The 13856-nt window shown below is 50.0% G+C and carries 17 protein-coding genes; all 17 read right to left on the minus strand.

Features of this window, described 5'->3' with window-relative positions; translation table 11 throughout:
- Window positions 1–19: 19 nt before the first annotated feature.
- The 17 genes from K5Q92_RS08460 to K5Q92_RS08540 are packed head-to-tail and all read right to left on the minus strand — an operon-like array spanning window position 20 to window position 13689.
- Entirely contained in the window at window positions 20–682 is a 663-nt protein-coding gene (locus K5Q92_RS08460) for a DUF3261 domain-containing protein (protein ID WP_220768571.1), read from the minus strand.
- Window positions 670–1974, minus strand: coding sequence for an NAD(P)/FAD-dependent oxidoreductase (locus K5Q92_RS08465; RefSeq protein WP_220768572.1), 1305 nt, complete (start codon window positions 1972–1974; stop codon window positions 670–672). The genes K5Q92_RS08460 and K5Q92_RS08465 overlap by 13 nt, the downstream gene beginning before the upstream one ends.
- On the minus strand, window positions 1964–4399 hold the full coding sequence (locus K5Q92_RS08470) for an MMPL family transporter (protein ID WP_220768573.1): 2436 nt from the start codon (window positions 4397–4399) through the stop codon (window positions 1964–1966). The genes K5Q92_RS08465 and K5Q92_RS08470 overlap by 11 nt, the downstream gene beginning before the upstream one ends.
- Window positions 4399–5172, minus strand: a complete 774-nt coding sequence (locus K5Q92_RS08475) for an outer membrane lipoprotein carrier protein LolA (protein ID WP_220768574.1) — start codon at window positions 5170–5172, stop codon at window positions 4399–4401. Before K5Q92_RS08475 ends, K5Q92_RS08470 begins: the two co-directional genes overlap by 1 nt.
- The gene (locus K5Q92_RS08480) at window positions 5169–5615 is read right to left on the minus strand and encodes a thioesterase family protein (protein WP_220768575.1); all 447 of its coding nucleotides are present in this window, start codon (window positions 5613–5615) and stop codon (window positions 5169–5171) included. The genes K5Q92_RS08475 and K5Q92_RS08480 overlap by 4 nt, the downstream gene beginning before the upstream one ends.
- Window positions 5615–5746, minus strand: a complete 132-nt coding sequence (locus tag K5Q92_RS24215) for a hypothetical protein (protein WP_259649525.1) — start codon at window positions 5744–5746, stop codon at window positions 5615–5617. Before K5Q92_RS24215 ends, K5Q92_RS08480 begins: the two co-directional genes overlap by 1 nt.
- A complete protein-coding gene (locus K5Q92_RS24220; RefSeq protein WP_259649526.1) occupies window positions 5743–5877 on the minus strand; it encodes a hypothetical protein in 135 nt (44 codons plus the stop codon). Before K5Q92_RS24220 ends, K5Q92_RS24215 begins: the two co-directional genes overlap by 4 nt.
- Window positions 5877–6008 (minus strand): hypothetical protein, encoded by a 132-nt coding sequence (locus K5Q92_RS24225; protein WP_259649527.1) that lies wholly within the window; start codon window positions 6006–6008, stop codon window positions 5877–5879. Before K5Q92_RS24225 ends, K5Q92_RS24220 begins: the two co-directional genes overlap by 1 nt.
- Before the next feature lie 16 nt (window positions 6009–6024).
- Complete coding sequence (gene hutH / locus K5Q92_RS08500; protein WP_220768576.1) at window positions 6025–7587, minus strand: histidine ammonia-lyase; 1563 nt, start codon at window positions 7585–7587, stop codon at window positions 6025–6027.
- 8 nt (window positions 7588–7595) lie between these two features.
- A complete protein-coding gene (locus K5Q92_RS08505; RefSeq protein WP_220768577.1) occupies window positions 7596–9323 on the minus strand; it encodes a glycosyltransferase in 1728 nt (575 codons plus the stop codon).
- A complete protein-coding gene (locus K5Q92_RS08510; protein WP_220768578.1) occupies window positions 9323–9697 on the minus strand; it encodes a thioester dehydrase in 375 nt (124 codons plus the stop codon). Before K5Q92_RS08510 ends, K5Q92_RS08505 begins: the two co-directional genes overlap by 1 nt.
- A complete protein-coding gene (locus tag K5Q92_RS08515) occupies window positions 9694–11073 on the minus strand; it encodes an AMP-binding protein (protein WP_220768609.1) in 1380 nt (459 codons plus the stop codon). The genes K5Q92_RS08510 and K5Q92_RS08515 overlap by 4 nt, the downstream gene beginning before the upstream one ends.
- Window positions 11070–11618: a hypothetical protein gene (locus K5Q92_RS08520; protein WP_220768579.1), complete on the minus strand. Its 549-nt coding sequence runs from the start codon at window positions 11616–11618 to the stop codon at window positions 11070–11072. Before K5Q92_RS08520 ends, K5Q92_RS08515 begins: the two co-directional genes overlap by 4 nt.
- Window positions 11618–11866, minus strand: coding sequence for an acyl carrier protein (locus K5Q92_RS08525; protein ID WP_220768580.1), 249 nt, complete (start codon window positions 11864–11866; stop codon window positions 11618–11620). Before K5Q92_RS08525 ends, K5Q92_RS08520 begins: the two co-directional genes overlap by 1 nt.
- A gap of 8 nt (window positions 11867–11874) precedes the next feature.
- A complete protein-coding gene (locus tag K5Q92_RS08530; RefSeq protein WP_220768581.1) occupies window positions 11875–12129 on the minus strand; it encodes a phosphopantetheine-binding protein in 255 nt (84 codons plus the stop codon).
- Complete coding sequence (locus tag K5Q92_RS08535; RefSeq protein WP_220768582.1) at window positions 12126–12959, minus strand: 1-acyl-sn-glycerol-3-phosphate acyltransferase; 834 nt, start codon at window positions 12957–12959, stop codon at window positions 12126–12128. The genes K5Q92_RS08530 and K5Q92_RS08535 overlap by 4 nt, the downstream gene beginning before the upstream one ends.
- Complete coding sequence (locus K5Q92_RS08540) at window positions 12952–13689, minus strand: beta-ketoacyl synthase chain length factor (RefSeq protein ID WP_220768583.1); 738 nt, start codon at window positions 13687–13689, stop codon at window positions 12952–12954. Before K5Q92_RS08540 ends, K5Q92_RS08535 begins: the two co-directional genes overlap by 8 nt.
- Window positions 13690–13856: the final 167 nt, after the last annotated feature.

The raw sequence follows: 13856 nt of genomic DNA on the forward strand, positions 1-13856 counted from the left end.
AATGTCCACTAAATCAGGTTTATAACGGGCTGATGGTTAGCTTAAAGTTGGCAGCATCAATATTTAGGTTAACATCGGTCTGCCACTTGTCTAACTCACTCTTATTTGAGCCATTCTTATTTAAGCTGCTTTCACTTATATTGCTATAGCGTATGGCTATTATCGGCTGCTTGCCTGCAGCCGAGTCAATAGTGTCATTTTTAGCAAAAAAGAGCCCGCGACACAAAGTGGCATCGCAGTCATAGCTCTGCATCTTCGCGCCTCGTAAATGCAGGTTGACGCTGGCATCGGGCCAATAGATGAGCTGCATAATCGCTAACAGATACTCGGCCTTGAATTGATCGCCGAGTAGTTGGCTCTGCTCACTGATCAAGGTGTTGCCATCATAGGTGAGGGTAAACAGTGCTTGCCCAAGTGGCGCAAGGCCAACTAGGGTGAGCCGCTGTGGCTCAAGCTCTAACTGACTAAGCAGCTCGTGTTGGTTATTTTGAGTCTGAATGCTAACCTTTTGCGTTGCACTTATCGTGTGCTGCTCCCCTAAGACTTGCTGGTAGACAGGTGCTAAGCAATAGCTCACATCGGTCGCCAGTTCGACACAGGTTTGACGCTGCAGTGTCTGGCTACAGGCACTAATGACTAGGCATAGACCAGCAAAGGCTAATCTTTTACTTAACTTCGACATAGTTCTACAACCATATTGAGTCGGCGTTTCGATTCGCTAACGAATGGATTGTTCTCATCCCAAGCGTAGCCTGCGAGAATGGAGCTGATCATCTGCTTGATTTTAGGGTCTGGCCTGTCGAAGAAGATCGCCTCTTGGAAGCTGCAATCGTACCAAGCCTCGACATAGGTTCTGAAGGTGTCGACCCCTTTCATTAGTGGTTGGGCATAGTCTTGCTGCCAATCGACCTGTTCGCCATCGAGCTGTTTTAGCAAGGTGTGAGCCGCTATGGATGCAGACCGCATCGCTATGGTCACCCCCGATGAAAAGACCGGATCGAGAAACTCGCCGGCATTACCCAGCAGGGCAAACTTATCGGTTGCTAGTGTCTTCACATTTGCCGAGTAGCCTTTGAGTAGCGCTGACTCATTAATCAGCTCTGCATTGGCGAGTAACTTTTGCAGTCCTGGCTCTTGGTTAATCATAGTCTTGAGAATCGAGTCTAAGTCGCTATTACCGATCTCAGTGCTGAAGCCATTATTCCCGTAACCGCTTAGAGAGGTGAGTTGCTCAGGCTCACCGACAACGCCGACCGAGCAACGGCCATCGCTGAAAGGAATAAGCCAATACCAGATATCTTGGTTATCTGGATGCACACTGATCAGGATTTTATTTCGATCAAAATTAGGATCTGTGATCTTGTCTCGAATATGGTTAAATACGGCGCTCCGCGTGGGTAGTGTCGAGGGCTTTTCTAAGTCGAGTAGTCTAGGTAACACACGGCCAAAGCCACTGGCATCGAGCACAAATTTGGCTTTAACAGTCTGCTTTTGGCCTTTGTCGTTGCTCACTTCAAGGCTTGGTTCGGCGCTTAAATCGATCGAGTCGACCCTGTGACCGTAACGGATCTGGACTCCTTGTTTTACCGCTTCATCGGCTAGCAGTTTATCGAAATTGGCACGTTCGACCTGAAAGGTTGTGCCCGGACCTTGGCTAAACTTGTCGGTAAAATCGAAGGTGGTGTACTTATCTTGGTAACGAAAAGCGGCACCATTCTTAAATTGAAACCCTGCTTGGTTGACCGCTTCAAGCATATTGGCTTCATCGATAACTTGCATGCAGCAGGGCAGTAGACTCTCACCGATAGAGAAGCGCGGAAAATGTTGTTTCTCTAACACCAATACTTTCTTACCTTGAGCGTGTAATAAGCTAGCGGCAATGCTACCCGATGGCCCGGCGCCAATAATGGCCACATCAACCGATTCGGTTACACCAGATTCACTCTCATACTGAACAGCTTGATCAGTCGACATCAGTAGACTTCCTTGTAAAATTTTGGATAAAAGGGGAGAGCAAGAAGGTAAAGCCAATTCCCAGTAATAGGGTTAGGCCAAACGCATTAATTGCCGGTGTTTGGCTAAAGGCAAGCAAGCCAAAGGCGAGCAGGGTCGACATGGCTGACATAAATACCGCCATCATCACCCCGCGAGTTTGTTGTTTCGACTCGGCAAAAAATAGACTGTAATCGATGCCTATGCCGAAGACTAAGATCAGTGCCAGTGCATGAAATAGGGTTAGCGGATTATGACTGATCCCTAAGCAGGCCAAGGTTAGCAGAGCTGATAGGGTTGGCACCGCAACGACGATGGCAGCGAGCCTCAGGCCAAATCTAAAGGTAAAGATGATGCCAGCGATCAGTAACGCGAGTGCTAATAAACCCAAGGTGAGCTGGCGATAGTGACCCATGACCGTCGATATATCGCCGACTTTATCGACTAGCTGAACATGAGGGAGAGCATCGAAGCGTTGAGCCAGCGTCTCTAACTGGGTGATACCGCCAAGCAGCACGATAGCGCCATAACCTGTCTCCCCCTCTGCTGGCGACAGCCATAGTGGCTTAAAACTTTCTCCCGCAGCATGATTTAACAAGCTATCGGCTGTGATGAAACCTCCCTTTGCCGCTTGGTATTGCTCTACGAGTGCGCCCTTAATGCTGGGGTCTAAGCCTAAGCTGGCAAGGATCTCATCTAGATGCTCTAGGTAGATCTGCCCCTGTAGTTGATAGTGGCGTTCTTGTTCCGATTGTCTTGGCAGAAAGCGGCTTAGGCTGAGGTGATTACCGATTAAGTTATCTTGCTCTGCTTGCCTGAGGAGCGGCTCCAACTGAGCGAGCTCATCGGTAACCTGCTGTTCGCTATCTCCGCTCACCAGTAGAAACTGATTGTCGGTGCCGCCACTGAGCAGGGTGCGTAGCTCATCTTCCTCGGCTTGAATGTCGGCAGGTGTATGCTGCAGCTGGCGGATATCGTCATTAGCCTCTATCTGGGTAAAGCCTATGGTGATAAAGATGCATGTCCCTATCGCGAGCAATAGTCGTTTAGTCAAACCTGCAGGCATCAGGCTAAGCATAAAGCCTTGGTAGCGACTGGCGTAATCGAGTGCTCGACTAGCATTACGCACAGGACGAGCCGCAAGTATTGGGTAGGCCAGTAGCAGGGTTAAGTAGGCACCGGCTAAGCCTGAAGCGCAGAATATCGCGACTTGCTGCATTCCGGGGAAGGGGGCAAGGCCTATGGCGCTGTAGGCGATAACGCTGGTTAGTAGCGCCAGTGATATGGCGATAAAAATCTGTTGGATAACTCGATCACTACTATAGCTTGGGTGATTTAAGCGCTCACAGTAGTAATGAAAGCAGTAGTCGATAGAGATCCCGATAAGGCTAGTACCAAAGACTAGCGTCAGTAGGTGTAGCTCACCAAATACCGCAGTTGTGGTTACCACTGCAAATAGAAAACTGCTACTGACGGTGACTAAGGCAATGGTTAGCGGCATAAAGGAGCGAAACGCAAACCAGACTAAGGTGATCACACCTAGCAGTGAGATCACACCGATAGTCGAGACCTCTTTCTTGGCATTATCGGTAGCGGCTATTGCATGAAATAGCGCCCCCGCCTTGATGATTTCAATATTGCGGTCTTGCTGCTTTACCGTATCGAATGCCGATGTCAGTGCTGAGAGTTGTAGCTGTTGTGCATTAGGGTTAAAGGCGCTATCACGGCCCTTAGCCATGACGATGGCGGCAAATTTAGGACTTTGGTTTAGCTCTTTAGCCTCGATAGTCTTGAGCAGCACCCCTTGCTTAACGTTGAGCTGCTGTGATGGCGCCAACGCGAGCAGGTTATCTGGGTAGAGCAATAGTGGGTCATGGCTCAGCAAGTCGCTATTAGCATAGCTAAAGGCGTTATAGAGCTTTTCGAGCGCGGTTTGCGAGAGCGGCTGCCATTGCCCTCGTTCAAGAAGTTGTTGCTGCTTATCTGTGAGTAGCTGAAATCTATGTTTAAAGTAATAACTGTTTAGTGCCTCGGCCTGCGCCATATCCGCGCTGCTAACATCGATAAAGGCACTTTCTTGATTACTCACTCGAGTCCCGTCTTTCGAGGGCTGGTTAAGCTTAGCCATTGCTGTCTTGGCTGCATCGATTGCCGACTGCTCGTTATCACTAATGAAGCCTAAGTAAATGCGGTTCGCCAACTGCTGTTCGACCTGAGCCATGGCGCGCTGGGTCATTGGGCTCTCACTCACCTTGGGTAGCATGGCGAGAATATCGCTTTGTACTCGAGCGCCGCTTTGCCACAAAACAAGGCCAGTCGCAAAAGTAATGCCGATTAGGGTTAGCCAAATGAGCAGTCTTAACTTGGCTGTCTTGTGGTTTAGAAATCGATTAAAGCTCGGCTTCATTATGGCTGTTTGCCCTCGATCTGAGGGGCGGCATTTGGCGATACTTCTGGTAACGGAGCGGGGCTAAAGCGTTGCTTATCTGCTGCCGTTAATGGGCCTTCATCGATGGCTGAAAATTCGATACGGCTGCGATCACCGTTACGGCTAAACAGCACCAGAGTTTGGATCTGCTCATCGCCTGCTAGTACCATCTGCGGTATCGCTTTCTCTAGCAATGGGTCAGTGGGTTTTAGCCCCAGTTGCCATTGTTGTGTCGCTTGTCCTTCAGTATTGGGTGCTAGCTGTAGGCTAAGGGTAAAATGCTGCTCTAACTGCTTAATATCACCGCTTAATAGGGCGTTTAACAGCTTTGGCATCAACTCACTCATCTGATTACCGCTGCCTGCTTGCTCGGCATTATTGATGTTGATATTGCCTTGGCTATCTATCTGGATAAGTTGCTTATCCTTTAAGATCAGCGTGCTGGCAAACGGGGTATTCTGTTGCCAAATCATGCCCAGATCTTTGGCAAAGACAAACTCCCCCTGACTCACTAGCGGCTTCTTAAGCACCTTGAGGTAGCGATATTGGCTGAAATTCCCTTTCGCCTGCGCGCTTGGCGATAGCTGGGTCGTTAGCCTCGTCAGCTCTGCACTGCTCGCCTCATGCTGAAATAGCTCGGAGTAATCGGTGTGTGTATCAGCCTGCGCGTAACTGCTGCTAAGCAGCACCGGTACGAAAGCAAATGCTAGAGCGAGTGCTAGAGCTTGTGTTAGGGGAATGAGGCGTTTCATTCGCTTTGCTCGGCAGTGGGTGACTGAGGCAGTAGATGAGCAATCCTCTGCTGGAAAACATCAGGCGTTACAAAGCACAGCTCCTGAGTTTGCATATCGACCGCTGCCTGAATGGTGTGCCCCTTGGTGATGCGCTTACCTGTTTGGGCATCGACCACCTGATAGTTTATCTTGAGTCGGTTTTCCCATTCGACCAGTGCCGCCTTGATGATAATCGTCTGCTCGAAGGTGCTCGACTGTACGTATTTTATCTGCACATCCACAATCGGCCAGACGTAGCCCGAATCCTGCATGGCGCGGTAGCCGTAGCCTATTTTATCCAGCAGCTTACAGCGTACCAGCTCAAAGTAGCGTAGGTAGTTACCATGCCAAGTGATCCCCATCGAATCGACATCGTGGAATGGGATCTCAACTTCTAGTTCTGCGAATAAGATACCTTTCATTAGCAAGCTCCAACTTCGGAAGCGAGTTTAACTTTTTGCACAGCGAAACCATGCCAGCAGTTATAGCCCATCGAATCGACATCATGGAATGGGATCTCAACTTCTAGTTCTGCATGTAGAATGCCTTTCATTGATAGGCTCCTAGCTCGGAAGCTAACTTAATTTTTTGCACAGATAAGCCATGCCAACGGTCATAGCCCATAGAATCGACATCATGGAATGGGATCTCAACTTCTAGTTCTGCGAATAAGATACCTTTCATTAGCAAGCTCCAACTTCGGAAGCGAGTTTAACTTTTTGCACAGCGAAACCATGCCAGCAGTTATAGCCCATAGAATCGACATCATGGAATGGGGTCTCAACTTCTAGTTCTGCATGTAGAATGCCTTTCATTAGCAAGCTCCCGTCATTAGCCACATACTTCCCAATAGCCATTTTGGATTTTATCCACGGTTGAGCGTAGGGTCTGCTCTAATGGTCTATCTTCGGTCAGTAGCTCAAAGTCTGCTTCAACCTGAGCCAAGGTCTTACCCAGTGAGGGGGTAATCGAGCTGGGCTGGAGCTCCTCTTGGGCGATGCGCAGGCGAATACCTTGAGACATGGCCAGAAGCGCCGCCGCTGCCACTTGTTCGGTAAGCTGTAATACCCGCATACAGTCGCGAGCCGAGATGGTACCCATGCTCACCTTATCTTGGTTATGGCACTCGGTTGAGCGAGAAAATACGCTAGCAGGCATGGTGTTTTTCAGCGCCTCAGCCGTCCAAGCCGAAACTCCAATCTGCACTGCCTTAAAGCCGTGGTTAATCGCCTTACGCTTGCCTTGGGCACCCGACAGGTTGGCGGGTAAACCGTTATTGAATTTTTGATCCATCACAAGCGCCATCTGACGATCGATAAGATCGGCAATATTAGCCACAGCGTTTTTCATTGCATCCATGGCAAAGGCGATATGGCCGCCATAGAAGTGACCGCCGTGTAGGATATGCTCGCCTTCACCATCGACAATCGGGTTATCGTTAGCGCTGTTAAGCTCGGTCTCGATAAATTGACGCATAAAGGGCAGCGCATCTTGCAGTACGCCAATGACATGGGGGGCGCAGCGGATAGAGTATCTGTCCTGCAGTCTGTCAGAGTTGCGTGGATGGATATGATGATTGAGGTCTTCCCGGATCCACGCCGCGATCTGGTTTTGCCCAGGGTGTGGCTTAGCGGCAAATAGGATGTCATCGAAGTGATTCGAGTTACCTTTTAATGTTAGCGAAGCCATGGCGGTAATGCGGCTAGCAAGGCGCGCCATATATTGAGCGCGGTCATAGGCAAGGCAGGCCAGTGCCGTCATTACTGCGGTGCCGTTCATCAGCGCTAAGCCCTCTTTCGGGCGTAGCTTAAGCGGCACGATATTCAGCTCTTGATAGACGTCGCTGGTAGGGCGTCGCTCACCTTGATAGATGACATCACGTTCGCCCACAAGCACCGCGGCAAGGTAAGACAGTGGCGTTAAGTCACCGCTGGCACCGACTGACCCCTCTTCTGGGATCACTGGGGTGATGTTGAGATTGAGTAGGGTTTCGATACGCGCGAGTAGCTCGTAACTGACGCCAGATTTACCAACGGCGAGTGAGCTGAGTCGGCATGCCATCACGGCACGGGCTTGCATCGGTGATAGGATCTCTCCCATACCGCAGCCGTGAAAACGGGTCAGATGCAGTGGTAATTCATGGACTAAATCTAAGCCAACCGTCACCGTGCAGGAGTCGCCATAACCTGTGGTGACGCCGTAAACCACACCCTCTTCTTTTAGCAGGCTATCGATGAATTGGGCACCCTTTTGGATATAGGCACGATACTCGGCAGTCTGATTGAGCTTAGCTGTCGCGCCTTTGGCGATAGCCACCACATCTTCAAGCGATAGGCTGTTATAGCCAAATTCAACGGTTTGCTGGCTAAGGTTATAGGTATTGTGTTGGGTCATTTGCTTGCTTATCCTTTACTGCTACGACTACTGCCGCGACTGCTTTGCGCATCGGCACGCTGGAACTCTTCATCCTTGCGCCAAAAATCATAAAAATTAAACCATTGCAGTGGCTCACTCAGGGCAAAACGCTCCAAGCGACTGCTAAATTCGTTTACGGCTTGCTCAAGCCTTTCGGCGCGTCCCGCTCTTGGGCCTTTTAAGGTATCGGCGAAGTGCTCAAGGTGAACATGATAGCGACCATTTTGGCGCAGACAGAACATGGTATAAACCGGACAGTCCAGCAGCCCCGCCAAAATGAACGGCCCTTGTGGGAATGCGGCCTGCTCACCTAAAAATTCTTGGTAGATCACCCGTCCAGCCGTTTGAGACGAGGTCCTGTCTCCGGCAATTACTACCAGTTCACCGGCTTCAATCTTTTGCTGTAGTAGCATCGAGGTGCTCGGGCCGAGCTCGGTCACCTGAATAAGATTCAGTGAGCTATCAGGGTTAAGCTGCTTGAGCACCCGATTAAAGTTCTCGGCGTTTTGCGTCAGCACCATGACGTTAACCTTGACTTGGCGCTGGTGGATTGAGATCGCGCGGCACAGCTCTAAATTACCTAGGTGTGAGACCAGTAACACGGCGCCATTGCCGGCAGCAAGTTGGCTGGCGAGCATTTCACGGTTGGGAAAGTCCACCTCTGAGAGCTTGATACGATCGCACCAGGCATCGATTCTATCGAGGGCGGCATTACCGAAGGCGAAAAAGTGCTTCAGACTATCGCGCCAGCTGAGTGGCTCCCCCAACTGTGGGTGGTTAGGACGCTGGTGCTTCACATGGGTTAAAAACTGCTTCGATGCGGTTCGCGCCGTGGTGCCTGTGATAAAGAAGTAGCAGATCACCGGATACATGATGACGCGGCACAGCCAGTGCCCACCTAAGCGGTAGCTTTGGGCTAGCAGCTTAATTCCCCAGTAGCTGCCACGTTCACCCATGCTGGACCAGTGTTTGTTCTGGCTCGGCCTAGTCAGTTTGTGCAACAGCTTCTTGGGCTGACGTAACAACATGCCAAAGAAGAGTTTGCTGTGCATCAGTGAGATGCGCACATTGTCTTTGAGGCCTTGGAAATGACTGACACCATCTTCGGGGTAGATCACCCGTGTTGGCAGATGGATAACCGGGACACCTTGCCAATAGAGGCGCACCAGCACTTCGATATCGAAATCCATGCGCTCGCCCAAGGCGTGGCTTAAAAATAGCTTCTCTGTTGCCGCCAGTGGGTAAACTCGAAAGCCACACATGGAGTCTTGAATATCAAAGCTTAAGGTCTCTATCCACACCCAGAAGTGGGTGATATAGCGGCCATACAAACGGCCCTTAGGTACGGATTCGTCGTACTGTGGAAGGCCGGAGATTAGTGCCTCTGGTGCTGATTCTGCACGGGCGATCATCGCCGGAATATCATCTAAATCGTGCTGACCGTCGGCATCGACCTGCAGCGCGTGGGTGAAACCATCGGCGTAGGCTCTGCGCAGGCCTGTCATCACCGCCGCACCTTTGCCGCGATTAAATGGGTGGTGGATCAGTGTCACCCAATCATATTTCTTAGCCAGCTCGATGAGCAGAAAGCGAGTGTCATCGTCACTGCCATCGTTAATCAGATAGCAGGGGAGCTCAAAAGCCGCGAGGCGAGCTAGCGTCTTCTCGATTGCGCCGCGATGATTGTAGTTGGGAATAACCAGAGCTAGACGCATTAGTTTGCATCCGCTGTGTTAGAGGCACCATTGAGTGCAATGCGTCCCGATGCAAAGCGCTTATCGCCATCGCTGTAGGCAAACGTAAGCTTAGCCTTGGCTGCATTGTGGCTGATGTTGAGATCTACTTGAGTGCCGGGCAACATGAGTTGTTGAAACTTTAGAACCTCTAAGGTTGCGACATCTATGGCGTACCCGAAATGCTCACAGCCGAGCTTTATCGCCCAATCGAGCTGAGTCACGCCTGGCAGTACGGGTTGCTCTGGAAAGTGGCCATTAAAATAGTCGAGATCGGCTGCAATATTGAGCCGCCAAGTCACAGAGTCTTGGTTCTTGCTGCAACTGATGATGGTGGGCAATTTAGATCTAATCATTTGCTCTTAAACTTATCGATATCGAATAGGGCTAACATGCTAGATTGAACACGCTTCCCCTGCTGATCCAGTGGCAGCTGTTCTACATAGCGCCAACGTCTAGGTAGGGTGACTCGTTCAAACTGTGACAACAGGTGATTTTTCAGTTGGTTATTGAGTGCCAACTTGCCATTTGCTTCGAGTTGTTCCATCCCTTGGGCTGAAAGCTCAATGGCTGCGCCGAGCTGCACTCTAGGCTGTTCGAGCATCACCAGCGCGGCTTTAGCCACATAAGGGTGACTCTCTAACAGTGACTCCATCTGCACCAGCGACAAGCGCTTCTCTTCCACCTTGATAATTCGGTCTAAGCGGCCTTGAAGGGTAAATTTACCATTGGCGTGCAGGTCAATTTTATCATCGCATTTTAGCCATTCACTATCTGGCAGGTAGGGCGATTTGAGTACTAGTGCACCATCGCTTGGATCTTGCTGGATCTCAATTGGCGCAAAAGCTTGCCAGTCTGCGTTAGGCTGGTGTTGACGACGATAGGCTATACCACCGGTTTCGGTGCTGCCAAACACCTCTATCGGTGCCTGCCCATAGCAATGTGCCACGGCTTTAGACGCATCAAAACTTAACGGCCCGCCAGAACTAAAGACTAAACTCGGTGCACGCAGTTGACGCTCGTTATCGAGCGCGTCGGGCAATCGAGACAATTGGGCCGGACTACTGATCAAACACAGATTTGGAAATAGGTTGGCGTAATAGTTTAAGGTCTCAGGGTATTCGACCAGATCGCTTAGGAATGGGCGACTCGCCGCCAGAGGCCAAAGGATCTTAAACAGGAGACCGTAAATATGCTGATGAGAGACGGTTGAGATGACGCTGCAGTGGGGCAGGTGCTCGGCAAAAGTCTGCTCTAGTACGCTGACTTCGGCATCGAGCTGCTCGATAGATTTTACGACTCGCTTAGGCTTTCCGCTGCTACCTGAGGTGAATAGAACTAGCTCACCTAAGTCATTGGTTTGCGGCCATTCACTCGCGGGTGGGTTGAGATCTTTATCGAGACGCAAGAATGCTTTGCCTTCACAGATGGGCATATCGGAGAGTACGCCATCGAACTCGTGGGTCAGTTGGCTCAAGGTTCCCGCTTGTCTGTTTGCGGGCAGTACAACCTGCTTCCCCGCGAGTAATCCTGCACACAGTCCAACGGCAAACAGATCGCTGCTATCGCAACATAGCAGCCAACGCTGGGAGTCAGAGTCAATGAGTTGCTGTTGCAGCTGGGCGACTTGGGCGGTAAATGCAGAACCCGTCACGATATCGTGATGATTGAAGCTAATTAGCTGCTGAGCAGCTGGGCCTTGGCAGAGCCAAGATTTAAGGAGATCCGTCATGACTTTTTCAACCAAAATGTTCTGTATAACCATTCGCCACCAAGTAGCGACCCGATAAGCAGATAGGCGATCAGCCCGTTATAAAGCGTCCATGTTTCTAGACTGGCATAGAGTGCGGTATAAAGCGCCATTGCGCCATTAAAGATAAACAAACCGCACCAAACTAAGGTAACAGTCTTGAGGTAGCCGATTGCCTCATCGGGCAGTTCTGGCTCCTTTAATCTCGCCAGCCTCTCTATCATGCTGGGCCCACGCCTTAGTGAATAGCCAAAAAGCGCCAGCATGGTGAGGTTTATCACTACTGGATAGAAGAGTAGCCAGTGATTTTCTTTGGCTACAAAACTACCAGCCGTTAAACCTATACCCACAAGGAGCGGCAGCATAAGCGCCTTTACTTGCTGCTGTTGCAGCACCAGTCGTAGGACCAAGACCGCGCACAATGCGAGTGCTATGCTGCCAGCAGGCAAATAGTGTAGACCAAAATAGACCGCCAGCGGGTAGCCTATTACCACAAGGGTCGTCACTATTTGCAGGATTAATCGCATTACTCTTTAACTAAGCCTTCGATAGCCGACACAACGTCATCTACGGTTCTCACCGCTTTAAACTCTTCAGGCTTAATCTTTTTGCCTGTCATCTGTTGTAGCTTAATCACCAAATCGACAGCATCGATGCTGTCTAGATCTAGCTCTTCATACAGAGAAGCTTCTAGGGTGATATCTTCTGCGTCAATCTCGAATTCTTCGACGAGGATCTCTGTCAACATTTCAAGGATCTGTTCACGACTTTGCATACTTCCCCCTAGACCCGCTGTGACTCAATGAAACTGACCAAGCTGGCAACGCTATAGAAATGCTGTTTTGTTGCATCTGAGTTTGCTTCAATCTTCACATCAAATTGCTTTTTGATGGCAAGGCCAAGCTCCAATGCATCGATAGAGTCGAGTCCAAGGCCTTCACCAAATAGCGGTGCCTGTGAGTCGATATCTTCAATGCTGACGTCTTCAAGGTCGAGACAGTCAATGATTAGTTGTTTTACTTCGTTATCTAGGCTCATAAGTATCTATCTAATTGTTGTTTATAATAATTTTCTAGGTCACGAGTCATCTGTCGTGCCATTTTTGCATCGCCGCCTGCACAGGCATCATAACGTAAATAGGGGAGTGTTTCGCCTATTTCGATATGCATGCCTATGGTTCGTCTAGGCAGCTGATACCAAGCCTGCTGCTTACTGAGTCCAACAGTATTGGTTTTCAGAAATACAGGCAATAGGTCGCTTCGTGTTCTCAGGGTGATATTGGCGGCCCCACGTGCAAAGGGGTTCACTTTTTCACCTATGACAGTGCGGGTTCCCTCGGGGAAAATAATTAAATTCGTGCCGCGTTCAAGTACCGATTTGCAGTCCTCCAATAGCAGCTCTGCCCCGCGGTTGGGAATGTAACCCGCACAAGAGACTACCCCTCTTAAAAAGGGGTTGCGCCATAGCCCTTGCTTAACGATACAGCCTGCATTTGGCATCAAGCTGATAAGCACGACCACATCGACTAAGGTGGGATGATTTGCAGTGACTATCACGCCTTTTGCATCGCGAAGACGACTCAAGTCTCCATGACTGACATTAATCACGCCAGCCCAGGTGAGCATTTTTACGAATCCTTTAAACATAATGTGTACGGCGCGCTGTACCCGCTCGATACGCTGCTGGGGCGTACCAGGCCAGAATCGCAGGATGGGCAGGATAGTAAGCGAACTTAAAAGGCCACCAAGGCCGAAGGCGATATAGCAAGCGGTGCCGCCAAGCCAGCGTGGCACATAGGCCAAGCCAGTTAACTTAGGTGCGAGAGGTTGGGCTCTCTGGGATGATTTACTTGCTAAAGACTTAGTCATAGCAGATTAGCTCCCAATGCCATCCCGCCAAATAACCTGAGATACTCTGCTTAGCCGCAAGGCTTGCGAGTAACTGGCCGAAACAGAGCTGCTCACGTTCATCTCTATGTTCCCGTTTGTCGGCAGTTAAGTTCAAACTCGCGATAGCACCTTGCTGGCAATTTGCTGGAGCCAGCATAAAGGCGATGGCAATAGGCCACTCCGGTTCAGAGGAGAACTGCTGATAAACTTGTGGCACGGGCTCGTCCGCATAGGCTAATAATAGTGGTTCAGGATCGGCGTGCAGTTGTCCAAAGGCTTCGATGAAAGCTTGAGAAAAGCTATTCTTGCACGCCGCAATGGAGGTCGAGGCAGCCTGATTACCCGTTAAAATACTGAAAATACCACTGGCAGTGTTGTGTACCGACTGACTAAAACCAGTAGGGGATAGTGGCTGCTCGGCAACAATATCGTTAAGTAAGCCAACTGTGCGATTAATCTCGCCGTGTTGCGAGGAAAATATGCTACGGCATTGCTCAGGCGGAGCACACTGAGATACGGCTTCTAGGATGATTTTAGTGAGTTTGCTGAGTCTTCTACGCTGCATAGCAGGCACATGAGCCAGTTTTGGCACAGCTGAGCGCTGTATAGAGTCGTTTGGGGCTATGCATGGCCAATTTAACCATTCATTGGCTTGTTGGTACTGCGGCGACCAGGCGCCCCATGAAAGAATGCTAAACTTCAAATGCATCGCCTTAGATCCGAATATCCTTTCGTATCACCTTGACTGGTAAAAAGATAGTGCTGACCGACGACAGCAATTATGTCTGTAAGTGGTCAAATATAATGTTATTTAGAGCCGCTATTCTACATCATAAATGCAGGGCTTAATAAGCTCTTTTATGATACAGGTGTCGC

It is taken from the genome of Shewanella sp. MBTL60-007 (assembly GCF_019654915.1).
Taxonomy (GTDB): domain Bacteria; phylum Pseudomonadota; class Gammaproteobacteria; order Enterobacterales; family Shewanellaceae; genus Shewanella.

Excerpts from the sequence above, each read along its gene's own strand:
- K5Q92_RS08480 (WP_220768575.1), bottom strand. The coding sequence starts at position 5,615 with ATGAAAGGTATCTTATTCGCAGAACTAGAAGTTGAGATCCCATTCCAC.
- K5Q92_RS08515 (WP_220768609.1), bottom strand. The coding sequence starts at position 11,073 with ATGACGGATCTCCTTAAATCTTGGCTCTGCCAAGGCCCAGCTGCTCAG.
- K5Q92_RS08535 (WP_220768582.1), bottom strand. The coding sequence starts at position 12,959 with ATGACTAAGTCTTTAGCAAGTAAATCATCCCAGAGAGCCCAACCTCTC.
- hutH (WP_220768576.1), bottom strand. The coding sequence starts at position 7,587 with ATGACCCAACACAATACCTATAACCTTAGCCAGCAAACCGTTGAATTT.
- K5Q92_RS08465 (WP_220768572.1), bottom strand. The coding sequence starts at position 1,974 with ATGTCGACTGATCAAGCTGTTCAGTATGAGAGTGAATCTGGTGTAACC.
- K5Q92_RS08505 (WP_220768577.1), bottom strand. The coding sequence starts at position 9,323 with ATGCGTCTAGCTCTGGTTATTCCCAACTACAATCATCGCGGCGCAATC.
- K5Q92_RS24220 (WP_259649526.1), bottom strand. The coding sequence starts at position 5,877 with ATGAAAGGTATCTTATTCGCAGAACTAGAAGTTGAGATCCCATTCCAT.
- K5Q92_RS08520 (WP_220768579.1), bottom strand. The coding sequence starts at position 11,618 with ATGCGATTAATCCTGCAAATAGTGACGACCCTTGTGGTAATAGGCTAC.
- K5Q92_RS08460 (WP_220768571.1), bottom strand. The coding sequence starts at position 682 with ATGTCGAAGTTAAGTAAAAGATTAGCCTTTGCTGGTCTATGCCTAGTC.
- K5Q92_RS08525 (WP_220768580.1), bottom strand. The coding sequence starts at position 11,866 with ATGCAAAGTCGTGAACAGATCCTTGAAATGTTGACAGAGATCCTCGTC.
- K5Q92_RS24225 (WP_259649527.1), bottom strand. The coding sequence starts at position 6,008 with ATGAAAGGCATTCTACATGCAGAACTAGAAGTTGAGACCCCATTCCAT.
- K5Q92_RS08540 (WP_220768583.1), bottom strand. The coding sequence starts at position 13,689 with ATGCATTTGAAGTTTAGCATTCTTTCATGGGGCGCCTGGTCGCCGCAG.
- K5Q92_RS08530 (WP_220768581.1), bottom strand. The coding sequence starts at position 12,129 with ATGAGCCTAGATAACGAAGTAAAACAACTAATCATTGACTGTCTCGAC.
- K5Q92_RS24215 (WP_259649525.1), bottom strand. The coding sequence starts at position 5,746 with ATGAAAGGCATTCTACATGCAGAACTAGAAGTTGAGATCCCATTCCAT.
- K5Q92_RS08475 (WP_220768574.1), bottom strand. The coding sequence starts at position 5,172 with ATGAAACGCCTCATTCCCCTAACACAAGCTCTAGCACTCGCTCTAGCA.
- K5Q92_RS08510 (WP_220768578.1), bottom strand. The coding sequence starts at position 9,697 with ATGATTAGATCTAAATTGCCCACCATCATCAGTTGCAGCAAGAACCAA.
- K5Q92_RS08470 (WP_220768573.1), bottom strand. The coding sequence starts at position 4,399 with ATGAAGCCGAGCTTTAATCGATTTCTAAACCACAAGACAGCCAAGTTA.